21 protein-coding genes, 1 pseudogene and 1 riboswitch are annotated in these 23,897 nt (G+C 31.6%); of the genes and pseudogenes, 7 read left to right on the forward strand and 15 right to left on the reverse strand.

Annotation, left to right across the window (positions count from 1 at the left end; genetic code table 11):
• Positions 1 to 6 precede the first annotated feature (6 nt).
• Positions 7 to 1,824: an ammonia-forming cytochrome c nitrite reductase subunit c552 gene (locus tag A0083_RS05360; RefSeq protein ID WP_197552640.1), complete on the forward strand. Its 1,818-nt coding sequence runs from the start codon at positions 7 to 9 to the stop codon at positions 1,822 to 1,824.
• 25 nt (positions 1,825 to 1,849) lie between these two features.
• Here the strand turns inward: A0083_RS05360 and thiC are convergent, their stop codons facing one another.
• The 3 genes from thiC to rpe all read right to left on the reverse strand — a co-directional run bounded on the left by thiC (position 1,850) and on the right by rpe (position 4,739).
• Positions 1,850 to 3,148: a phosphomethylpyrimidine synthase ThiC gene (gene thiC, locus A0083_RS05365; RefSeq protein ID WP_197552642.1), complete on the reverse strand. Its 1,299-nt coding sequence runs from the start codon at positions 3,146 to 3,148 to the stop codon at positions 1,850 to 1,852.
• A 45-nt stretch (positions 3,149 to 3,193) separates the two neighbouring features.
• Positions 3,194 to 3,297: riboswitch (TPP riboswitch) on the reverse strand.
• 33 nt (positions 3,298 to 3,330) lie between these two features.
• Positions 3,331 to 4,095 (reverse strand): 3'-5' exonuclease, encoded by a 765-nt coding sequence (locus A0083_RS05370; RefSeq protein WP_197552644.1) that lies wholly within the window; start codon positions 4,093 to 4,095, stop codon positions 3,331 to 3,333.
• Positions 4,092 to 4,739, reverse strand: coding sequence for a ribulose-phosphate 3-epimerase (gene rpe, locus A0083_RS05375; protein ID WP_197554572.1), 648 nt, complete (start codon positions 4,737 to 4,739; stop codon positions 4,092 to 4,094). The genes A0083_RS05370 and rpe overlap by 4 nt, the downstream gene beginning before the upstream one ends.
• Before the next feature lie 143 nt (positions 4,740 to 4,882).
• On the opposite strand from rpe, the gene rpmB reads away from it, so the two are divergent.
• The 5 genes and pseudogenes from rpmB to A0083_RS08305 all read left to right on the forward strand — a co-directional run bounded on the left by rpmB (position 4,883) and on the right by A0083_RS08305 (position 7,658).
• The gene (gene rpmB, locus A0083_RS05380; RefSeq protein ID WP_012661734.1) at positions 4,883 to 5,077 is read left to right on the forward strand and encodes a 50S ribosomal protein L28; all 195 of its coding nucleotides are present in this window, start codon (positions 4,883 to 4,885) and stop codon (positions 5,075 to 5,077) included.
• Between the two features lie 25 nt (positions 5,078 to 5,102).
• Positions 5,103 to 6,230 (forward strand): potassium channel family protein, encoded by a 1,128-nt coding sequence (locus A0083_RS05385; protein ID WP_120760408.1) that lies wholly within the window; start codon positions 5,103 to 5,105, stop codon positions 6,228 to 6,230.
• 48 nt (positions 6,231 to 6,278) lie between these two features.
• A complete protein-coding gene (locus tag A0083_RS05390; RefSeq protein ID WP_120760410.1) occupies positions 6,279 to 6,494 on the forward strand; it encodes a YdcH family protein in 216 nt (71 codons plus the stop codon).
• A gap of 426 nt (positions 6,495 to 6,920) precedes the next feature.
• Positions 6,921 to 7,220, forward strand: a pseudogene (locus A0083_RS08300) (methyl-accepting chemotaxis protein); the annotation flags it as partial.
• Positions 7,200 to 7,658 (forward strand): CZB domain-containing protein, encoded by a 459-nt coding sequence (locus tag A0083_RS08305; protein ID WP_442861590.1) that lies wholly within the window; start codon positions 7,200 to 7,202, stop codon positions 7,656 to 7,658. The pseudogene A0083_RS08300 and the gene A0083_RS08305, both read left to right, overlap by 21 nt.
• Positions 7,659 to 7,666: 8 nt before the next feature.
• On the opposite strand, the gene A0083_RS05400 is transcribed toward A0083_RS08305, so the two are convergent.
• The 3 genes from A0083_RS05400 to groES form a co-directional block, all read right to left on the reverse strand.
• Positions 7,667 to 8,236 (reverse strand): NUDIX domain-containing protein, encoded by a 570-nt coding sequence (locus A0083_RS05400; protein WP_197552646.1) that lies wholly within the window; start codon positions 8,234 to 8,236, stop codon positions 7,667 to 7,669.
• Between the two features lie 118 nt (positions 8,237 to 8,354).
• Complete coding sequence (gene groL / locus A0083_RS05405; protein ID WP_197552648.1) at positions 8,355 to 9,992, reverse strand: chaperonin GroEL; 1,638 nt, start codon at positions 9,990 to 9,992, stop codon at positions 8,355 to 8,357.
• A gap of 14 nt (positions 9,993 to 10,006) precedes the next feature.
• Complete coding sequence (groES, locus tag A0083_RS05410) at positions 10,007 to 10,267, reverse strand: co-chaperone GroES (protein ID WP_120760416.1); 261 nt, start codon at positions 10,265 to 10,267, stop codon at positions 10,007 to 10,009.
• A 163-nt stretch (positions 10,268 to 10,430) separates the two neighbouring features.
• Between groES and A0083_RS05415 the strand changes: the two genes are divergently transcribed.
• On the forward strand, positions 10,431 to 12,974 hold the full coding sequence (locus A0083_RS05415; RefSeq protein WP_197552650.1) for a hypothetical protein: 2,544 nt from the start codon (positions 10,431 to 10,433) through the stop codon (positions 12,972 to 12,974).
• Positions 12,975 to 13,002: 28 nt separating this feature from the next.
• Here the strand turns inward: A0083_RS05415 and hpf are convergent, their stop codons facing one another.
• From hpf to leuS, 9 genes are all read right to left on the reverse strand, one after another.
• On the reverse strand, positions 13,003 to 13,521 hold the full coding sequence (hpf, locus tag A0083_RS05420; protein WP_197552652.1) for a ribosome hibernation-promoting factor, HPF/YfiA family: 519 nt from the start codon (positions 13,519 to 13,521) through the stop codon (positions 13,003 to 13,005).
• Between the two features lie 78 nt (positions 13,522 to 13,599).
• A complete protein-coding gene (locus A0083_RS05425) occupies positions 13,600 to 14,280 on the reverse strand; it encodes an endonuclease III domain-containing protein (RefSeq protein ID WP_197552654.1) in 681 nt (226 codons plus the stop codon).
• Positions 14,277 to 17,216 (reverse strand): DEAD/DEAH box helicase, encoded by a 2,940-nt coding sequence (locus tag A0083_RS05430; protein ID WP_197552656.1) that lies wholly within the window; start codon positions 17,214 to 17,216, stop codon positions 14,277 to 14,279. The genes A0083_RS05425 and A0083_RS05430 overlap by 4 nt, the downstream gene beginning before the upstream one ends.
• Entirely contained in the window at positions 17,206 to 17,610 is a 405-nt protein-coding gene (locus A0083_RS05435; protein ID WP_120760425.1) for a bactofilin family protein, read from the reverse strand. Before A0083_RS05435 ends, A0083_RS05430 begins: the two co-directional genes overlap by 11 nt.
• Positions 17,538 to 18,449, reverse strand: coding sequence for a M23 family metallopeptidase (locus A0083_RS05440; RefSeq protein WP_232087586.1), 912 nt, complete (start codon positions 18,447 to 18,449; stop codon positions 17,538 to 17,540). The genes A0083_RS05435 and A0083_RS05440 overlap by 73 nt, the downstream gene beginning before the upstream one ends.
• The gene (locus tag A0083_RS05445; RefSeq protein ID WP_197552658.1) at positions 18,436 to 19,605 is read right to left on the reverse strand and encodes a Mur ligase family protein; all 1,170 of its coding nucleotides are present in this window, start codon (positions 19,603 to 19,605) and stop codon (positions 18,436 to 18,438) included. The genes A0083_RS05440 and A0083_RS05445 overlap by 14 nt, the downstream gene beginning before the upstream one ends.
• 1 nt (position 19,606) lies before the next feature.
• Positions 19,607 to 20,974, reverse strand: a complete 1,368-nt coding sequence (locus tag A0083_RS05450; RefSeq protein WP_043019986.1) for a hypothetical protein — start codon at positions 20,972 to 20,974, stop codon at positions 19,607 to 19,609.
• Positions 20,958 to 21,467: an LPS assembly lipoprotein LptE gene (gene lptE, locus A0083_RS05455; protein WP_120760432.1), complete on the reverse strand. Its 510-nt coding sequence runs from the start codon at positions 21,465 to 21,467 to the stop codon at positions 20,958 to 20,960. The genes A0083_RS05450 and lptE overlap by 17 nt, the downstream gene beginning before the upstream one ends.
• Positions 21,464 to 23,893 carry a leucine--tRNA ligase gene (leuS, locus tag A0083_RS05460; RefSeq protein ID WP_197552660.1) on the reverse strand — a complete coding sequence of 810 codons (2,430 nt, stop codon included), beginning with the start codon at positions 23,891 to 23,893 and terminating at the stop codon, positions 21,464 to 21,466. The genes lptE and leuS overlap by 4 nt, the downstream gene beginning before the upstream one ends.
• Positions 23,894 to 23,897: the final 4 nt, after the last annotated feature.

Genomic DNA, 23,897 nt, shown 5'->3' on the forward strand with positions numbered 1-23,897 from the left:
TATTCAATGAATAACAAAGGCATTTTATATAGTGCTATTGGTGCTACTATAGTAGCAATTGCAGGCGTGCTGTGGTTAAACCAAGACATCACAGCTAAAACAAATGATTCAGTAGGCGGAATCATCTCTCAAGAGATTGTAAAACTTGGTGATGAAAATCCTACTTTTGACTATTGGGGAAAGAATTTTCCTGATTATTTAGATATGCATACAGCAGTAGAAAAACAAACACCTAACGCAACAGAATTTGGTGGAAACTTAGCTTACTCAAAATTAATCCGCTATCCACAACTTACTATTCTTTGGGCTGGATATCCATTTAGTATTGACGCAAATGAAGAAAGAGGTCATTTTTGGGTTCAAGTTGATCAAATGGATACTGCTAGAAACAACAAAGATTTCTTAAACGCACACGGTTTTGCGGGATTTGGCGGTCAGCCAACAGCATGTATAAATTGCCATAGCGGATGGACTCCTTGGCTTTTAAAAAATACAGCAAAAGAAGATTGGGTTGCATTTAACTCTGCAAAATATTGGACTATGATTAAAACCATTCCTGCGGTAAATGGCGCTAAAGAAAATTCACCTGAACATAGTGGGCCACATGGTGGGAAAAGAATGGGTGTTACTTGCGCAGACTGTCACAATCCTACAGATATGAGTTTAAGACTTACAAGACCAGCTTTAATCAATGCGCTCATTTCAAGAGGTTATGAAGCAGATGAAAAACAAGGTGTGAAAGCTTCAAGAAGCGAGATGAGAACTCTTGTATGCTCTCAATGTCACGTTGAATACTACTTTAAACCAACCGGTACTAAAGTAAAAACTATCGGCGAAAGTATAGCCAATGATAGTTCTAAAAAATGGTGGAATGGCACTCAAAAAACCTATGATGAGTTTGATTCTTGGAGAGATGGAAACCAAGCAACTCAAATCGAAGTAGATGGAATAGAACTAGCATTTCCTTGGAGTGAGTGGAAAAAAGGTGAACCATTTAGAATAGAAATGTTTGATGATTATTATGAAAAAAATAGAGAAAATTTCCCAAGTGATTGGATTCATAAAATCACTAAAGCACCTATGCTAAAAATTCAGCACCCAGAAAGCGAACTTTATAGCGGTGGCGTACATGCTGCAAATGGTGTAAGTTGTGCAGATTGTCACATGCCTTATATCAGAAAAGGCGCAAAAAAAGTGACTAATCACAATATCACATCGCCACTAGTTGACATTAACTCAGCTTGTAAAACTTGCCATACACAAAGTGAGGGTTATTTAGCTAAACAAGTTAAAGATATCCAAAATTCAGTAGCACACGATTTAAGAACAGCTGAATACTCTTTAGTAAGTTTAATCAAAGATGTAGAAGTCATTCGTACAGAACTTGGCAAAATGCCTAAATTCCAAACCGATGGTAAGGCAGATGATGCTAAAATTTCAGCCGAATTAAAAGAAGTATTAGAGCTTCACAGAAAATCTCAAATAAGAGCAGACTTTGTTGGTGCAGAAAATTCAACAGGTTTCCATAATCCTAGAGAAGCTTCAAGAATGCTTTTACAGTCAGTTGATATGTCAAGACAAGGACAAGTAAAACTAGTAGAAATTGCAGCTAAGAACGGTATTAAAGATTTCAAAACTTCAAATTTAGGTTTTGAAGATATCCAAAAATTTAACCCAGGTGAAATTCGCTATAAAATAGACTTAAATGGCAATAAAGCTGGAGATCGCTACTATAAACACCAAGAAGTAAATGGCAACCCACCTGCAAAACTTCTTGAAGATGATAAAAATCTAAAACCTTATAACTATAAAGCAATAGATTAATCACCTAAGCCCTCTTTTAGAGGGCTTAAGATTTTACCAAACTTACATCTTCGCCTTTTAAAATTTGATTCATAGTATTCATCGCACACATTTTTCCACACATTGAGCAAGAATTAAGCTCTTCAGGCCTTCTTTCATTAAACATTCTTTTTGCTTTTTCTCCATCGATTGCTAATTTAAACATTTTCTCCCAATCAATATCTTGTCTAGCTTTACTCATTGCATCATCTATTTTTCTTTCTTTTGGCAACTTTGCAATATCTCCTGCGTGGGCTGCAATTTTAGTAGCAACTATACCATCTCTTACATCTTCTAAATTTGGGAGTCTTAAATGCTCAGCAGGTGTAACATAGCAAAGTATATCCGCACCAGCTGCAGCAGCCACAGCCCCGCCAATAGCCCCGCTGATGTGATCATACCCAGCGCCTATATCTGTTACTAAAGGCCCTAAAACATAAAATGGCGCGCCATGGCATATTCTTTTTTCTAATTGCATATTTGCTTCTATTTCATTAATAGCCATATGACCAGGCCCTTCTATCATCACTTGGACATCTTGCTCCCATGCTCTTTTGGTAAGCAATGAAAGCTCTATTAATTCAGCAATTTGTGCTCCATCACTTGCATCATGTGTACAGCCAGGTCTTAAAGCATCACCTAAAGAAAGCGTCACATCAAATTCTTTACAAATAGCAAGCAAATCATCAAAATACTCATAAAATGGATTTTCAGCATTGTTCATTTGCATCCAAGCATAAAGAACTGAACCTCCTCTTGAAACTATATTGGTAATCCTATGGCATTCTTTAAACACCCTAGCTGCTTGAGAGTTAATCCCTGCGTGAATAGTCATAAAATCAACCCCGCTCTTAGCGTGATGATATACCACATCTAAAAAATCCTTTGCTTTAATATCTTTTAAATCTTTCTCTAAAAAACCTACCGCATCATACACTGGCACAGTTCCTATCATGGCTTTTGAAGTAGCAATCAACTCATCTCTAAAACGACTAGTTTTACCATAATTACTCAAATCCATAATAGCTTCAATATTAAACTTATGAGCCAACTCTACCTTTTTCATTTCTTCACTATAATCTACACAGTCATTTGAAACACCTAGATTAACATTTACTTTAGTTTTAAGCCCAAAACCAATACCATTTGGATCTAATGCTTTGTGATTAATATTAGCAGGAATGATAATCTTTCCGCATGCAATATTTTCAAGCAAAAAAACTTCACTTACTTGTTCTTTTTGCGCCACAATCTGCATTTGTTTTGTGAAAATTCCTTCTTTTGCATAAGACATTTGAGTTTTCATTGAAATTTATCCTTAAAATAAAATTTGGATAAATGAAGGGTATGTGAGTAGTTGATAAATTATCCCAACGCTAGCATTACCTAGTTCTGGTGCGGTCTAAGCTTTTAGCTTACTCTCAGCCTGTATCACAAGCTCCCGTCATTTATGCAAAAAGCAGTATAACAACAAATCCAAAATAAATTTTATTTTTTACATTGATTTTTTGCTTGCTTGCTAAAATGTAACAATTCTTCAGAGCTTTTAATATAAAAAGGAATTTTTTTAAGACAGTATTTTAAAATTTCACTCGCGGCCAAAGCATCACTTAAGGCTCTATGATGTTTACTTTCAATGCACAATAATTCTTTTAGCGCATCAAGGCCATATTTAGGACTTTCAATACATTTTTTAGCTAAATCAATTGTACATAATCTTCTATTTAAAAGCACACCAAGGTCGTTTTCACACATAGCCTTAGATATAAAATGATAATCAAAACGTACATTATGTGCAACAAAAATACTATCTTTTAAAAACAACTTAAAATCATTCAACACAGATTTTAAACTAGGAGCATTTTCAACCATATCCAAACTAATCCCGGTTAACTCGGTAATGTTTTCAGGTATAAATTCAACCTTAATAAAACTTTCAAATCTATCAATTTCTTTAAAATTTTGAATTTTTACCGCTCCAATTTCTAAAATTTGACCGCTTTTTATCCCACCTGTACTTTCAATATCTACCACGCAAAATATTTCATTTTTGATTTTTGTATTTTTTGTTTTCAAACACAGACAATTTTGCGCATTAAGTTCCACCCCTAATCCTAAAAGCTCAAAAAGATATAAATCAAAATCATAGTGTTTTAATTCTTCTATTTTCTCAAGTTCTTTTAAAACCCAAGGAAAAGGTTTGTTTTCTTTGCTTAACTTGATGATTAAATCATCGATTTGCTGTTGACTCAAAATTCAAGCTTTAAAGAGTTGATTGCTGTTTTTTTATCTTGTGAAGAAAAAATATAACTACCAGCGACTAAAATATCCGCTCCTGCTTCATCTAAATCAGGCGCATTTAAACCATTTACCCCACCATCAACTTCTATAAAAACTTTTAAATTTTTTCTATCTATCATTTCTCTTAATTGGCGAATTTTATCATACACTAACGGCAAAAAGCTTTGCCCGCCAAAACCTGGATTAACACTCATTAAAAGCACCATGTCAACAAATTCTAAAATATGCTCTATACTTGAAACAGGAGTGTGTGGATTCAAAACAATTGCAGGATGAATACCGTTTTTTCTTATAAACTCACAAACTCTAATAGGATGATTTTCAGCCTCTGCATGAAAGCTAATAAATTTTGGCTTTATTGGGATAAACAAGTCCACAAAGCTACTTACATTATGCACCATTAAATGCACATCTAAAGGAACAGAAGTGATTTTTGATATATTTTCAACCACACAAGGTCCAAAAGTCAAATTTGGCACAAAATGGCCATCCATTACATCAATATGTAATAAATCAGCCCCTGCTTCACACACTTCCTTAATATCTTTTTCTAAATTTAAAAAATTTGCAGACAATAAACTCGGCGCTACATACATTTTAATATCTCCAATAAAATTAAAAAATAATTTTATCATACTTAATATCAAATTTTCTTTAGGTATTTTTAACAATATTTGAATTTTTTAAGCTTGTTTTAGATATAATGCAAAAAATTATTTTTATTTCATAAGGAAAGTGTATGTCAAGAATTTGCCAAATTACAGGAAAAGGACCTATGGTAGGTAATAATGTTAGCCATGCTAACAATAAAACAAAAAGACGCTTTTTGCCAAATTTAAGAACAGTTCGCATTACTTTAGAAGATGGAACAACTAGAAAAGTTAGAGTTGCTGCTTCAACTTTAAGAACACTTAAAAAACAAAGTAGCAAGTAATCCTTAATGTAAACGAGGAATTCTAATGTCTTTTTTAAAAAAGCTACAAAAATTCCTCAATTGGTCTCCTTCTCCCAAACCCTCTATTAATCTCAACGACGAGCTTTACGAGCAACTTAAATTTTTAAGAATCCCGCTTATTGCTGTTGTAATGATGACTTTAATCGGGGCTTTTGGGTATATGCTCACAAGTAATTTCAACCTTAACGATGCTATTTATCAAGCTGGTATGACTTTCACCACTCTTGGTTACACCGAAGTCAATCCCATACCAACCGCAGGTAGAATTTTTACCGTTATATATGTATTACTTACCTTTACAATCTTTACTTTTTGCATGGGCTTGGTAATAGAAATAGTAAAAAAAGGCGTCTTATCTAAAATCATCAAGGAAAGAAGAATGCTTCATAAAGTTGCAAGATTAAAAAATCATTTTGTAATATGCTACCATAATGATTTTACTATAGAACTAGCTCAGCAATTTAGAGAAAACCACATTCCTTTTGTTGTGGTAGATGATGTTGAAAATTTTAGCGAAATCGCTGAAAAATACAACTATCCTTACTATATAGAAAGTGCGCCTCATACAAACTTGGCCTTTTTAAAAAGTAATCTCTCTAGCGCAAAAGGCGTTATAACACTTAGTAGTAATATAGCAGATAATATTGCCATCATTGCTTCTGTAAGATTATTTGAAAAAGAACTACAAAGAATTAATCCTTATTTTATACTAGCTAGTTCAAGCAACGAAGATGAAACCGAAAAACTCAAAAAACTAGGAGCAAATTCCATCGTTTCTGCGACAAAACTAGTCGCACAAAGACTTAGCGCCATGTCAGCAAGACCGGATATGGAAAATTTATTAGAAAACTATCTTTATAAAAAAAATAGTCCCATTGATCTAGAAGAAATTAAAATACCTGATGAATCTTGGGTAAGATTTAAAAGATTAAAAGAAATTCACCTAAGAGATATGGCAAATGTGAGTATTGTTGGAATTATAGAAAATAAAAAATTCACTCCAATGCCAAGAGGTGAAACACTAATCAGCACGGGCGCGACATTGCTTATTGTAGGTACAGCAGATAGTATCAAAATAGCTAAGAAGATCATTAAGAACAAACAAAAACCCGATGAGTTAAAATATATTTAACTTTTTTTAAGTTATAATGAATTGATAATTTAAAAAAAGGAGGCTTATATGCTACACGAATTTAGGGATTTAATTACTGAATTAAAAGGCAAAGATATGCATTTTGACAAACTTTTTGAAGAGCATAATGCATTAGACCACAAAATCAAAGATGCCGAAGAAGGTAGGATTCACCTAGATAGCTTAGAAGTTGCAAACCTAAAAAAAGAAAAATTAAGACTGAAAGATGAATTAAATACTTATTTGTCAAATTACAAAAAATAGTCTTTCTGTTAAATTTTTACTTTTTAAGGATAATATATGTTTGGGAAAAAAAATCAATCACAAAAAGATCTTGAAGCTTTAGAACATGAAATCAAAAAACTAAAAGAAGAAAATGAAAAACTCCTTTTAGAAAAACAAGAATTAATCGAAAAATATGAGAAAAAAATCGAAGTAGACACCGGAAAAACTGAACTCGAAACTCATCTTTTAGAAATACTTTTAGCTGGAGTTTTAAAAGGCATTGCCAATGTTCAAGGTGACATGCAAGAAAATGTAAATAAAGCTGAAATGATTTCTCAGTATTCAGATTCTTCTTTAGAGGATATGCAAGAGTTAAATTCCATCACTCAATCAATCATATCTTCACTACAAAGCATTATCGAATCAGCTAATCGCTCAAGAGATACTGCCGGAAATTTACATCGTAGCGTTGATGAGATTACCAATGTAATCAATCTCATTAAAGATGTATCAGACCAAACCAATCTTTTAGCATTAAATGCTGCTATTGAAGCTGCACGTGCAGGTGAACATGGTAGAGGGTTTGCTGTAGTTGCTGATGAAGTTAGAAAACTTGCAGAAAAAACTCAAAAAGCAACTTCTGAAGTTGAACTAAACATCAACTTACTCAAACAAAATGCTGATGAAATGTATGGACAAAGTGAGCAAGTAGAAAAAGTTTCACTTGAGTCAAATGAACACATCGTGCAATTTTCGAGTAAATTTACACAACTCATCTCTAATGCAAACTCAACTAGCTCTCATGCTACGCGTATTGCTTCAGAAATTTTCGTTTCACTTGCAAAATTAGACCATGTTGCATTTAAACTAAACGGTTATAATGAAATCATTCATGCATCAGGAAAAACGCTTTCTGATCACTTAAGTTGTAGACTTGCTAAATGGATTGCGGGTGTTGGCAAAGAAAGATTTTCAGATGGAAGAGCTTTTGGAAAGCTAAATTTACCGCACCAAAAAGTGCATGAAAACATCAACCAAGCAATCAAACTAGCACATGATGAAGACACTGGCAATCATTTGGTGCAAAATCAAATTTTAGACAAATGTAATAACGCTGAAAGAGCTTCTGAAGATTTATTTGTAATCTTTAAAGAAATGCTTGATGAGAAAGATCCAAACATCGAAAACAAGGAAGATAAATAAAGGTAAGATTACTTCTTACCTTTAAACCACAAATACGCATATTCAAGCAATGGAGTTCTTATAGGATTTTTCTCACAAAATTGTTCAAATTTATTTCTTTTAATCCATACCGCTTGGATTTCTTCTCCATCGATACCACCACCACTATTTATTTTGTCATTTTCATCTATACTTGCATAAAATAAAAATTGCCTACTCACTCCAGAGCCAAACCCAGTGTAAAACTCCCCTATTTTTTCAAGTGTTTTAGGTGCATATCCTAACTCTTCTATACACTCTTCCTTTGCAATATCCTCAATACTCAAGTGCTTATCTACAAGTCCTGAACAAAGCTCTATACTAAAGCCCATTTCATCTACTTGCAAATGATTGCGTTTTTGATAATCCCACAAAGGAATTCTAAACTGCTTAACAAAAACAAAGGCATCTTTTTGATGATGATATAAAAAAATAGAAACACTATCCATTGCCTCTATAAAATCCCAAGTATATTGTTTATCATCTTTACCTATATAAGTATATCTTTTGGGTTTAATGTATTTTGAACTACCAAATTGCTTTTCTTGTAAGTTTTTCATGCAAAATCCTTATTTGTTTTACATTGTATTATAACAAAACCGAAAAGATAATGAGAAGAAAAAGAAGATGAGTTGCAATTTGCAACTCAAAAAAGAAGTTTAAAGCATAGGGTCGGTATTACATCATACCGCCCATGCCTCCCATTCCGCCCATACCACTCATATCAGGCATAGCAGGTTTATCTTCTTTAATTTCACTGATTGTAGCTTCAGTTGTCAAAAGCATACTAGCTACTGAAACAGCATTCAATAACGCCACTCTTTCTACTTTAACCGGATCAATAATACCACTTTCAAGCATATTTACATATTCGCCTTTTGCAGCATCAAAGCCCACGTTTTCTTCTTTGCTATTTTCTACAGTGTTTACTACCACACCAGCATCAAAACCTGCATTTTCTGCAATTTGTCTTAAAGGTGCTCTTAAAGCTCTTTCTACGATAGCTGCACCAATAGCCTCATCACCTTGTAGATTTAAACTGATTTTTGATTTTGCTTTGATTAATGCAGCACCACCGCCTATTACTATACCTTCTTCAACTGCAGCTTTTGTAGCACTTAATGCATCATCAACTCTGTCTTTTTTCTCTTTCATTTCAGTTTCAGTGGCAGCACCAACTTTAATCACTGCAACCCCACCACTTAATTTAGCTAGTCTTTCTTGTAATTTTTCTCTATCATAATCTGAACTTGTTTCAGCAATTTGTGCTTTAATTTGGTTGATTCTTGCATCAATATTTGCTTTCTCACCTGCACCATTTACAATAGTTGTATTATCTTTATCAATGATCACGCTTGAAGCTTGACCTAGATCTTGAATACTAGCACTTTCTAAAGTTCTTCCAAGCTCTTCAGAAATCACTTCACCACCTGTTAAGATAGCAATATCTTCAAGCATAGCTTTTCTTCTATCGCCAAAGCCAGGAGCCTTAACCGCTGAAATATTTAAAACACCTCTTAATTTATTTACCACTAAAGTTGCTAAAGCTTCACCTTCAATATCTTCAGCAATAATTAAAAGTGGTTTTCCTGTTTTTTGAATTTGCTCTAAAATTGGTAGCAAATCTTTTAAGTTAGCAATTTTTTTATCAAACAATAAAATAAATGGACTTTGTAATTCAACTGTCATTTTTTCAGTGTTCGTGATGAAATACGGGCTTAAATAACCTCTATCAAATTGCATACCTTCTACTACATTTAATTCATCATTAATTGATTTTGCTTCTTCAACGGTAATTACACCATCTTTTCCCACTTTTTCCATAGCATCAGCAATTAAATTTCCGATTTTTTCATCTGAATTTGCAGAAATTGTTGCAACTTGAGCGATTTCTTTTTTATCTTTAACCTCACGAGAAAGTTTTTTTAACTCCGCAACAATTGCTTCGCAAGCTTTATCCATACCTCTTTTAACTTCGATTGGATTAGCACCAGCTGTGATATTTCTTAAACCTTCTTTGAAAATCGCATGTGCTAAAACTGTTGCAGTTGTTGTTCCATCGCCCGCTTGATCAGCAGTTTTGCTAGCTACCTCTCTTACCAAAGAAGCACCCATGTTCTCTAAAGAATCTTTCAATTCTACTTCTTTAGCTACACTTACACCGTCTTTTGTGATAGTTGGAGCACCAAAACTTTTTTGGATCAATACATTGCGACCACGTGGCCCCATAGTCACTTTTACTGCATCATTTAGTTTTTTAACGCCTTCATAAAGTTTGTTTCTTGCTTCATCTGAAAAAAATATTTCTTTTGCCATTTTCTATCCTTTTTTTATTTAATAATCCCTAAAACATCTTCAATATTAAGAACTAAATACTCTTCATTATCAAGCTTAATCTCTGTTCCACCATATTTTGCAAACATTACTTTATCGCTTACTTTGATATCTTCTACTTCTTTGCTCACTGCAACAACTTCACCATTTAATGGTTTTTCTTTAGCATTATCTGGTATAATAATCCCAGAAGCAGTAGTTTTCATTTCTTCTAAGCGTTTTACTAAAATACGCTTTCCTAGAGGTTGAAAATTCATTTTGTATCCTTTCTAAAATGTGCCATTTTTAGCACTCTTTATTTTTGAGTGATAGAATTATACAAAAAAGAAAGTTAATTGTCAATAAATTAAGTGATTTATATCATATAAGTTTAGTCAACTAAACTAAACTTATATGATATATTATCAATAAAGGTTTATCATGAAAAAAATTCTCTATATTATTTTAGGTATCTTATCTATCATAATCCTTAGTGCTTATGTGCTACTTTTTACAAGCACAGGAAATGCTTTCTTAAAACCTAAAATAGAAGCGATTATCGCACAAAAAAGCGGCATGAATGTAAAGTTTGAAACTTTCAGCATTGGCTTTTCCCAGCTCAACATTAAAGCTAACATCGACAATCATTTTTTTGCCAATGTTGATGGAAAAATCGCTCCTTTAAGTTTGGGTTTTGATTTAAATTATCTTTTGGGTTTAAAACAAAACTACATCCAAAAACTAGGCTTGAAGAATAATGGTGATTTTACTTTTAAAGGCAATATCCTTGGTAAAAGTAGCGATTTTACCATCAACGGAAATGGATTTTTATTTGATTCTAATCTTAGCTTGGATGCAAAAATCGTAAACTACTCTCCATTAAACCTTGAATTTACAGGTAAAGATATTGATCTTGGGCAAATTTTAGATTTTGCTAATCTTCCAAGATACGCTCAGGGAAAAATCAGCATCATAAGCGATATACAAGCTAAAGACTTCAAACCAAATGGCAATGCTTTGATTTATTTTTATACCAACTCTATCAACCACAGTCTAATTGAAAAAGATTTTAATCTAACTTTACCAAAACACAGCTACATCAAAGGTGAAATTAGATCTTTAATCCAAGAAAATGAATTAATTGCAAAAAGTGAAATTTTGAGTAATTTTTTCCAATTTCACACACAAAAAAGTATTTATGATATTCAAAAACAAAGCCTAAACAGTGATTTTGATATCAAATTAGATGACTTAAATCAATTTTCAACTCTAGCCAAAATGAAATTACAAGGTAAAAGTCATATTCAAGGGAATTTACTTTTTGCTAATAACCAATTGCAAAAACTTGATGCAAAAATGCTTGGCTTTGGCGGTAGTTTAAAAGCTAATTTAAATAACAATGCACTCCATATCAGCACCAATGATTTACAAATAGCAGAAATTTTAAAAACTATCTCCCTACCTGCTTTCGTTGATTCGAAATTAATTTTCGATCTAAAAGCTCAAGGGCTTGATTTTAAAAATTTCACCATAAATACTCATTTAAATAAGGCAAATATCAATACTTTGGAATTTAAAAAATTAAGCAATTTAGATTTTCCAAAAGCAAGCTTTACTTTACAAGCTAAAGCTATTTCAAAAAATTCTCTTATAGATTATGAAGCTTTATTGGATTCAAATATTGTTAAAATTTCTCAACTTAAAGGCTCTTACAATCTTACCAATCAAGATCTTAAAGCTCAAGTAAGTGCCTTTATAGACAATCTAAACAAACTAAAAACTCTCACAAAGCAAGATCTTAATGGCCCCTTTAACTTAGATGCTAAAATAGATCTCAAGGCAAATCAAATTCAAAATCTTGATGCAAATATAAAAATCATGCAAGGCATCATTCATGCTAAGTCTAATGGTAAAAGTTTACAAGCAAAAATCAACAACATAAAACTAGAACAACTTTTTCCTTTAATTGGACAAAAAATTCTAGCCTATGGCGATGTTCACGCAAATGTTGATCTAAATTCGCTAGATTTAAACAACATTAATGGTAATTTTAATGCAAATATCAATGCTGCATTTAACGAAGTGGAATTATCTAAACTTTTAGAGAAAAAATTTCCAAAAAATACTTCAGCAAAAATCAACCTTGATGGAAAAATTACTCAATCAATTATTGACTTTAATGCTAATGCATTAAGTTCTTTTGCAAACATCAATTCTTTTAAAGGAAAGTTTGATCTCAACCAAATGATCCTAACAAGTACTTATAATATTTCACTACAAGATTTTTCTAAACTTGGATTTTTAGTAGATAGAAAGCTTAAAGGTAAGGCTGATTTTGATGGAAAATTGAACTTTAAAAACGCCTTAATTGATGCAAGCATTAACAGTAAAAATATTTTTAATGGCTTACTAGAAGCTACTTTGAAAAATAACATCTTTAAAGCTAAAATGCAAAATACCGATTTATCAAATCTTGCTCAAAGTTTGGATTTGCCTGATTTTTATCAAGCAAAATCTAATTTAGATATTGATTATAATCTTATAAAAGAAAGTGGTGTAGTGCTAATGAATTTAGCAGATGGTCAATTAAAGAAAAATCTCATCACAAATGCTTTAATGCTACTTTTGCAAAAAGACATCACCCAAGATGTTTACCGCAACGGCGAAGCTAAGATCAATATCAATAAAAATTTGATAGATTTAAATTTAAATTTGTTAGCAGATCGTAGCAATATTAACATCAATAATGGCAAAATCGATACAAAAAGTACTAAGTTAAACATACCTTTTAAAATCCATATCGATAGAGCAAATTTTAAAGGTACTATCAAAGGAACTACACAAAATCCAAAAGTAGACCTTGATGCTGGTAGCGTGATAAAGTCCATAGCAAACACTATAAGTGGAAACACTGCTGATGGTGCTAAAAATACAGGTAAAAAAGTAGATCAAGCCATTGATAAAATATTCAATAAATTCTTTTAATCCATCTAGCCTTTAAAAGGCTAGATTTTTAAAACAAACCGAATTTGCCATCTTTTTTCTTAAATAATACTCTCATTTTTGCATCCATATCATTAAAAACTAAAAATATATCCTTGCTTGCTTTAAGCTTCTCAAGCGCCTCATCAATTTCCAATGGCTTATATAACTCAAGCTCCATAGGCACAATCTCATCTTCTTCGATCATACTTGGTAATACTAAATTTTCTTTGATCTCATCTTGGTGCTTATGGGTAATATTTTTATCATGCAATCTTCTTAAAACTTTAGCAATTCTATCGATTGCTAAATCTACTGCAGCGTATAAATCTTTGTCTTTTTGCTTAACCACTACCGTATTAATACCGGCTAAATTAATACTAAATTCAGCCCAAAATCCTTTTTTACCATGTCTTTCATCAGCGCTAATCACACAACGTGCAGAAATCACATCTAAACCATACTTACTTAAAGTATCGAAGCTTTTTTCCACATACTCTTTGATTGATTCAGTTAATTCAAACTGCTTTCCAACTATACTTGTATTCATTACTTCTCCTTTTTTTGAAGTCGAATACATTATAACACTATAATTGTAAAGAAATAACTTTTATAAATAAAAAATAAATTAAAATTTTAAAGGATTTAATATTTCTGCACCTTCTAGTGATAGCTTCTTGCCTTGAAAATGTGTTTTACAAAAAGAAACAATTAAAGCATGAAAAATTTGATACAACTCATAAAGTTTGCATTCTTTTCCTATTAAAGTATTTAATTCTTGCTGATGCTTAGCTATATCTTGTTTTAAAAATTCCGCCAAATCTTCATAACTTTGATACTCACACCCTAAATACTGTGTGATTTTGGCGCTGTATGCATCTACAACTAAAAATTCTTTTTTACAAATATAATTTAAAATGCCATCAGCACTTTCTTGACCAAAACCCTTAATACTTAAAATCCACTCTCTGTCTACTTGCACTTTAAAATCTTCAAAAGAATCAAAATCTTGAAAAAACTTTTGGATAAAATTTTTTATATACTTTGCCTTAGTATTATAAAACCCACTAGGTTTGATCAAAAGTGCTATTTCTTGCGTATTTAATCTATGTAAATCCTCTAGCGTGGTAATGTTTGCTTGTTTTAAATTTACCAAAGCTTTTAATACATTTTTCCAGTTTGTATTTTGAGTTAATACCGCAGATACTAAAATTTCAAATTCACTTAGACCATTATTTTCAAGCCATTCAAAATCCTTGTATTTTATATTTGCATTAATTAAGGCTTTAAAAATTTCATACCCACTCATACGTTTTCATTCTTTCTTAGATACATCAATACTGCTTCAATCACATCATCATCATCTTTACTTTTTGCTTTAATCACCTCTTTGCTCTCATCATCTTTAACAAAACAAATATTTTGTTCATAATTACTTACTAGCTTATAATGCTTACTCGCTAAAATTTTTATGATGATTAGATCTAAAAACTGTTTTGTGAAAATATCGGGCTTGCCAAAACGATCATTCATTTCGCTTTCTATTTCATATACCTCATTCACATTCGTACATTTACTTAACCTTCTATAAAGCTCCAATCTTAAACGATCTTCGCTGATATATTCACTATTTAAAAATGCATTGATATTTAATTTTAGGTCAATTTTCTTTTCTTTGAGTTCTTCTTTTTTACTTAGCTTATTAATCTCATCTTCTAACATTTTAAGATACAAACTATAACCAATTTGTTCTATATGTCCACTTTGATCCACACCTAATAAATTTCCACCACCACGAATTTCTAAATCATGATAAGCAAGCACACTTCCTGAACCTAGATAAGAATTACTTTCTAAACTTGTAAGTCGTTTTAAAGAATCTTTTGTGATCTTTTCTTTATCTTCAATGAGAAAGTAACAATATCCCTGCTTAGCGCTACGTCCTACCCTTCCTCTAAGCTGGTGCAAATCAGCCATGCCAAAACGATCTGAATTTTCTACGATAATAGTGTTAGCATTAGCTAAATCGATACCGCTTTCAACTATAGAAGTACAAAGCAATAAGTCATATTCTTTATTTTCAAATTTAATCATCTCTTCTTCGGTTGTTTTTGCATCGATTTTAGAATGCAAGATTAGAATTTTTAAACTTGGAAATAAATCCAAAAGATATCTTTTACAATTTTCAATACTGGCTATATGATTACGTATATAAAAAATCTGCCCCGCTCTTCTTAATTCTCTAGAAACAGCTTCTTTAATCAAAGCATCATTGCTTTCTCTAACAAAGGTGCGCACATCTAAACGATCTTCAGGAGGAGTTTGTAAAACACTGTATGATTTTAAAGAGCTAAGTGCTTGATTTAAACTTCTTGGTATAGGCGTAGCTGACATAGATAAGATATGCGAGTTTTTACTTAACTCTTTAAGTTTTTCTTTTTGTTTTACACCGAATTTATGTTCCTCATCTATCACCACTAAACCCAAATTTTCACACTCAACCCCTAAAAGCGAGTGTGTACCAACTACTACACAAGGTTTATTTTCTTTTAAAAATGCCAAAACTTGTTTTTTTTCTTTTGTGCTAGTAAAACGGTCTAATTTAAAAACCTCTATATCAAAAGGATCAAACCTTCGCTTTAAAGTTTTAAAATGCTGCGCTGAAAGCAAGGTTGTTGGCACAAAAAACAAAGCTGTATAACCACTTTTTACACATGTAAAAATAGCATTCATAGCGATTTCTGTTTTTCCAAAACCCACATCGCCACTTAAAAGTCTATCCATTACTTGCATACTTTTCAGATCTTGACTAATCTCTTGGCACACTTGAAGCTGATCTTTGGTATAGAAAAACCCTGCTTTATTTATAAACTCATCTTGTAATTCTTGAGTGATTTTTAATTCTTTTGCTTTTATCAATGCTCTAGCTGCTGCTAAAGATACAATATTAGAAGCAATAGCAAAAAGTTTTTCTTTTAATCTTTCCTTGATCTTTAAAAAGCTTCCCTTGCCAAGCTTATCCAACAAAGGTATACCACCACTTGCGCCGATATATTTGTCAATCATGTATAAATTTTCCACAGGCAATAAAAGCTTATCGTTATTTAAATACCCAAGCGCCACAAATTCTTTTCTAGCTCCTGCTATTGCAATGATTTCAAGTCCTAGAAATTTAGCTACACCATAATCCTCATGAACAACAAAGTCTCCTACCCTAAGTTCATCTATAACTAAGCTTGCTTTTCTAATTCTTTTACTTTTTTCTTTTTTATTCAAAGAAATGATCAACTTATCTTGAGTGATAAGATTAACCCTTTCTTGTGCAATTTTTAACTCCACATTAGAAGTATCTTGTAAATTTAAAGCTTTAAACAAAGCTTCGTTTTTTGCCAAAACTATAATATGCTTGTCTTTGTGAAAAGTAAAAAAATCCTGATTATACGCACTAACTAAGTCTTTATGTAATCTTGCTTCAGGTAAGATATTTTGGTTTATCCTACTAATATCTTCTTCATAATCACTTACATCAAATTTTTTAATGCTTACAAATTTTAAATTTAAATAATCACAAAAATCATCAATACACCAAAAACCCAAAGAATTTATATCATTCACAATACTTTGGCTTTGGAAATTTTGAATTTTTTCTTGTAAATTATCATACTGTTCTTGATTAAAAGCACCTAAAAAAGGGCAAATTTCGATCATAGAAAGCTCATTGGGGATTGACTTTTGCGTATTGATATCAAAATACCTAATACTTTCCACCTCATCAGAAAAAAGTAAAATTCTAAAAGGTTGCTCTTCGTTAATCGCAAAAATATCAATAATATCTCCACGTATAGAAATTTCACCTTTATCTTGAACAATATCAACAAATTCATAACCACTATGTAAAATTTCCTCTTTAAACTTTTCCAAAGCAAGCAATGAATTTCTTTTTAAAGTGATATTTTTTAAATGTTTTTGACCTGGTAATTTTTGTAAAACTGTCTTAATAGGAGAAATTAAAATCTTTTTTTCATCTTCTTTATAATAAGCATTTAAAACCTTACAAATTTCAAAAAGCTCTTTAGAAAAAGATCGTAAATCGCTACCAAATTCAGCCCTAAAATCAGGTAAAACAAAGGTTTTAAATTGCAAAAATAAACTAACTTGAGCTAGTTCATCTGCTTCTTTATCATCTTCACAAACAATAAGCTCAGGCTGGTTGTTTAATAAGTATTCGTATAATTTAGCTTGCATTATCTGAATTTTCTACACTAACATCAATGGTAGCGAGTTCTTCATCTTTTTCTACAATCTTACTACTTCCATTAAATTTACCACCATTTTCTATACTTAGTTGCTTGACTATGATATTACCATTTAACACACCGCCAGATAAAATTTCTAGTGAATCAACTTGCATTTCCCCTTCAAAAACACCATTGATAACAATTTTACTCGCTTTTACTTGTCCTTTTAACACACCACTTTTACCTATAACTATAACATTGGAAGAATTCACCACTCCAGTGATTTCTCCATCTAAATGTAACATAGAATCAAAGTAAAATTTTCCTTCTATTTTTGCTCCGTTTGAAATGACTGTAGTTTCGGATACTGTAGCAATAGAGCCTTTATTAAAGATTGCCATGGAACTCTCCTTTCTTTTTCAAAAATTTGTTCATAATTCTTTCGGTTTAAATCTATAAAAATTTTAGGATCTAAAAGTTTATTAATAAATCTAACCTCATAATGCAAATGCGGACCTGTTGAAAGTCCGGTATTTCCCGTATAACCTAGTAAATCACCTTTTTTTACAAATTGACCCGCTTTAACCACATCTTGACGTGTCATATGCGCAAAAACTGTTTTAAAACCAAAATTATGGATCAAAATCACTGAATATCCATAGCCATTATTACTATAAGCAGCATATTCTACTACCCCATTTGCAGGAGCATAAATAGGAGTTTTTAACGCGGCTCTTAAATCAATTCCTGGGTGAAATTCTTTTTTATTTAAAATAGGATGATGTCTCCAACCAAAATTACCCGTAACGCCTTTATCCTCTATCACATGACCATTTGGAATTTGCGTTAAAAACAAATAAGCTTGATCGTTTGTAAGCTTAACCTTTTCTAATCTTTCTGGTATATCCAAACTTTCATCTTGCTTTAAACCTAAATTATCTTCAATATCTGCAAGCTGGGTTTGAAGCTCATCGTATAAAGCAGTTTTTTCCTCTAAACTTTTTTGCATACTTTCATTTTGAGAGAATAACTTCGTGTTTGTAGCTGATAATGCTTCTTGCTCTTTTAAGAGCTCTGAACGCTTATCTGCTAGATAATTAATATACAAGGCACCCAACACAATAACGATAAAAACAAAAGAAGTAAAATAAAGCACTACTTTTTTAATAATTTGACTTAATAAAAAATGCCTAGAACCATTGACATCTGTTATAGTCAAAGTAAACTTATCTTTCATTATTTCCTCTTAAAAAATTTTCTACCAATACAAAAGATCCAAACACCAAATACAACTCATCTTTTTTTATAGCCTTAAATTTTTGATAAGCAATATTTAATTTTTCCAAATTTTCAAGCAAAACAGAACCTGCCAAAGGTCTATCTCTACTCTCATATTCATAAATCTCAACTATTTTTATAATAGGCTTTAAAACCTTTAAAATTTTATAAGAATCTTTATCTAAGAAACAATTATAAACTAAGTGAACTTTTTTTTCCTTGAAAATTTCAACCAAAGCCAAAGCAGCCATCTCATTATGCCCCACATCAACAAATACATTTTGGCTAACTTGCTCACATCTTCCTCTTAAATCAAGTCTTGGTAAAGAGATGATGCTTTGGATTATTTTTGTCTCATCATAAGCACAAATTAAAGCTAAAGCTTCCAAAGCCATCAATAAATTCTCTTTTAAAAAAGGCGCTAATTGATTTTTATTTATGTATTCTTGCACATATTGGTTGATTATTTCATTTTTATTCCAAGAACTTACATATAAATGGGCTTGTTTTAGCTTGGAAATTTTTTGAGCTAGACTTAATACCTTTGGCTCTTGATTACAACAAATCAAAGCATTGGCGCTCATGGCTTTTAGTTTTGTTCTTGCTATTTCTTCTAAATTTTTACCTAGTAAATCTTGGTGATCAAACCCTATTTTAGTATAGATGCTAAAATCCCTTTCAAACACACTAGTAGCATCATACTCCCCACCTACTCCGGCCTCTAGTATAATATAATCACAATTTTCAAAAACAAAAAAAGCTAAAAAAGTTGCATATTCAAAATAACTTAATCTTTTTACATCTTCTAAAAAAATGCTTTCTAGTTTCTCATGAGCTTTGTCCAAAAGCTCATCACTTACAACCTCTCCATTGAGCCAAAATCTTTCATTAAATTCAAAAATATGTGGACTAGTATAATGTCCTACCTTATAACCTTGTTTTAAAAGTAAAAGAGCTAAAAATCTACCTGTGCTACCTTTGCCATTGGTTCCAATGATTTGAATGTTTTTAGTTTTTACAAAATGCTCTTTGTATTTTTCATACATACTCATCATGAAAAATCTACTAATTTTTCGCACATGCATTGTTTTTTGTGAAAGAACTTGTTGTAATTTCATTTTAGGCTTTATGGATTAACTCTTTTAAAATATCGCCATCTGGAAATTCTTTTTTTTCTATACAAGATGATGTAATGACTAACTTTACCACTTCTTCTTTATATATAAACTTATAATCATCAATCATTTTCAAGGCTTTTTCGGTAAAAATTTGCGCCTCTTCTAAATTTTTCCCTGGTAAAATAATCAAATAAGAACTTTCATCTAAAATCCAAATTTCACCTATGTTTTTACATAAATCTTTAAGCGTTTTTTTAAACTTTACACTGATAGTTTTAAAACTATCAATACCATAAGTATTAATCACATGTTCAATATTATCAACCTTGAAAAAACACAACGCATAATTAACTGCGTACAATCTATAGTTTTCATCAAGTTTTTTAAGTTCTTGAGCAAGATTCCATTGTTCTCTTTGCTCATCATCGCTAGTGGCTTGAATTTGGGTTTTAATTTGAGCTATTTGCTCATTAGCATACAAAAGTTTATCTTTCAAAGTATCAAAATTAACCTGTACGTTACCATTTTCATCTTTAGCTAAAGCATTAATGAATTTCACATCTTCTTGACTGTTGTTATAAAGCTTTGAAACCATCTCATTTAAGCTTTCTAAGTGCTGATTAAAAAAAGAAAGATTTTTTTGTATATAGTATTTATCTATGGCTTCTTTTTTTTGCAACATCAAGCAATACTCGTGTGCAAATTCTTTTCTAGCTATTAATTTAGGATTATCTTTCAAACTCTGCCTAAATTGCTCCAACTCTTTGCTTTCTCCAAACAAAGGCTCCAAAGAAAGCAGTAAAAGTTCTGCTTGTTTTTCATAAGATCGCTCTTTAAGCATAGCAATAAGTCTTTCAACTAAGGAGTAAAAATCCAAAAAAGCTCGAATATTAAATTCCTCTAATTTTTTTAAAAGCTCTCCATCTTCATAAGACTTTTCAAGCTCTTTCCATTTTGCCCTTAAAAGATAAATTGTTTCTATATCCATCGCTTGAGATAGCCTATGTTGGGTAATTTGTGCTAGTTCTTTAATCTTTTTGTCTTTACTAATACCTAATTGCTGAATAATCAAATCTAACAAAGCATAAACATCTTCATATTTTCTACTTACTTGTCTATTAAGTCTAGAAACCAAAAACATCAAAAACTCATCAATCGTACGAATACTTTTTCTTTTTAACTCTTGTTTGTATGTATCATCTAAGAGATTAGTGTATTTTTCTATTCTCGCTTTATTAAAACTTATCACCCCTGCTTTTCTAGCGCACTCTTCAAATACTTCGCTATAATTTTCAGGAGTGGGGTGTAGTTTACGTTCTTTTAATTTAATTAATGTTTCTTTGGCAATTTCATTAATATGACTTGGCATTATAACCCTTAATAGCTATAATAGAAACAAACTCATCAAAGGCTTCACTTGAGGCATTTTTAATCGCTTCAAATCTAGCTTGATCACTGATGATAGAATTAGGATTGATATCAAAGTTATAACTTCCTTTGGTATTAACAAGTTCTTCTTTTCCATTTTTATAACGCATTAAAAATTCCAAATAAAGCTCCGCTTTGTAGTTTACAACATAACCATTTTTATCATACACCATAGGGTGAAATTCAAGTTTTTTCATTGTCACTATGATGGAACTATCAGCATTATACTCATCTGTAATTTTCCTGCCTAACTTATTTAGCATCGCTTCTCTTAGAATATCTGTGATATATACGCTATTTCCAGGATCTTGCTTGCTGATATTGATTTTTAAAAAAACATTTTCACCTAAAACCCTACTTGCCATTTGAGATGATGGAATATATCCACAAGCTACGATCAAAAATGCAAAACAAAATACAAAGTATTTTTTCATTTAACCACCAAATTGACTAATTTTTTATCAATATAAATTTCTTTAATTATCTCTTTACCTTCTAGCCATTTTGCTACACTTTCTTTAGCTTGGGTTAAAACCTGCTCATTATTAGCCTCTGAAGCAATCTCAATCTGCGCTCTTTTTTTACCATTTACACTAATGGCGATATTAAAACTATCTTTTACAAAAACTTCATTTTTAAGCTCTAATACTTTGAAATTTTCACAAGTAAACAAATGCTCACTCAACTCAAAGCAAACATGTGGGATAATAGGTTCTAAAATATTTAAGATAATATAAAAAGCTTCTTTTAAGATCTCTTTGTGATTGATTGCATTTAATGCATTTAGCGCTTCCATACAAGCAGCTATTAAGGTATTAAAAGCAAAGCTTTCCTCATAAACTTCAAAAGATTTTTTCAAAGCTTCATACACTTTCATTCTAGCGTATTTTTCATCCTTACTTAAACTTTGATGATCAATCTCTCCTAGTTTTCCACCTTCCAAACTCATAGCTTTTTCATATAGTCTATTAATAAATTTAAATGCACCTTCTAAGGCACTATCGTTCCATTCAAGTTCCTTAGCAGGTGGTGCAGCAAATAATATAAACAATCTTGCACTATCTGCACCATATTTTTCTATAATATAATCTGGATCAACCACATTGCCCTTAGACTTACTCATTTTGGCGCCATCTTTTGTCACCATACCTTGAGTTAGTAATCTATTAAAAGGCTCATCATCTTTTAAATATCCTAGATCTCTAAGTGCTTTTTGGAAAAATCTAGCATAAAGCAAATGCAATATTGCGTGTTCAATCCCGCCAATATATTCATCAACATTCATCCAATAATCAACACTTTTTTCATCAACTGCTTTTTCTTGCCATGTTTTATCATCGCTTGCAAAACGCGCAAAATACCAAGAGCTTTCAAAAAATGTATCCAAGGTATCACTTTCTTTTTGTGCCTCTTTACCACATTTTGGACAAGCACACTTTTTCCATGTCTCATGTTTATCTAGTGGATTGCCCTCACCATTAATCACCACATCTTCTGGTAAGGTAATAGGTAAATTTTCTAACTTTTGAGGAACCAATCCACAGCTATTACACTTAATCATAGGGATAGGAGCACCCCAGTATCTTTGTCTAGAAACCCCCCAATCACGAATTTTAAAATTAGTAACCTTTTTACCTATACCCAAAGCTTCAATTTTCAAACTAATTTTTTCTCTTGCTTCATTACACTCAATATGGTTAAATTCTCCACTATTAACCAAAATGCCATCTTTTAAAGTATAACATTGTGCATCATTTTCGTCTTTGTAGATAACTTTTTTTATAGCTAAGTTATAAGTTTTTGCAAACTCATAATCTCTCTCATCATGAGCAGGCACACTCATAACCGCTCCACTACCATAATCACTTAAAACAAAGTTAGCTACCCACAAAGGAATTTTCTCTTTGCTTAGCGGATGAATAACATGGAGATTTAAAAAATATCCTTCTTTTACCGCAGCCTGTCTTTGACGTGGGGTTTGGTTTTGTATATTTTGAATTTTAGCAATCACATCTTGATCTAATAGCTTTTTTTCGATTAATTCATTTACTATTGCATGATCAGGTGCCAAAGCGATATAAGACACACCATAAATTGTTTCAGCTCTTGTAGTAAATACATTGATTTTTACCGCATCAACTTTATCATTTTCTTCTAGATCAAAATCAAAACTAAGTCCTGTGCTTTTACCTATCCAGTTTTCTTGCATGGTTAAAACTTGATTGGGCCATTTTCCTTCAAGTTTTTTTAAATCCTGCAGCAACTCATCTGCATAGGCAGTGATTTTTACATAATATCCTGGCATTTTCTTACGAACAACTTCATGCCCACAGCGCCAACATTTACCATCTTCAACCTGCTCATTAGCTAACACTGTTTTATCATTTTCACACCAATTTACTTCAGCTTCTTTGGTATAAATTAATCCTTTTTCATACATTTTAATGAAAAATTCTTGCTCAAATTTAGTGTATAAAGGATCAGAAGTTGCAAGCATTCTTTTTTTAGAAAAAGAAAATCCTAAAGAAGCGAGCTCATTTTGCATGTAGTCAATATTTTCATAAGTCCATTTTTTAGGGTGAATGCCATGTTTTATCGCAGCATTTTCAGCAGGCATACCAAAGCTATCAAAACCAATGGGATGTAAGACATTAAAGCCTTTTTTTCTATAATATCTAGCCATAGCATCACCAATGCTATAATTTCTCACATGTCCCATATGAATTCTACCACTTGGATATGGAAACATAGATAAAATGTATTTTTTAGGCAAAGAAAAATCATCTTTTGGTTCAAAATACTCTTTTTCTTGCCAAATTTTTTGCCATTTTTTTTCTATTTTACCTGCTTCATATGCCATTTTC

Source organism: Campylobacter sp. 2014D-0216, from assembly GCF_014931215.1.
Classification (GTDB): Bacteria; Campylobacterota; Campylobacteria; order Campylobacterales; family Campylobacteraceae; genus Campylobacter_D.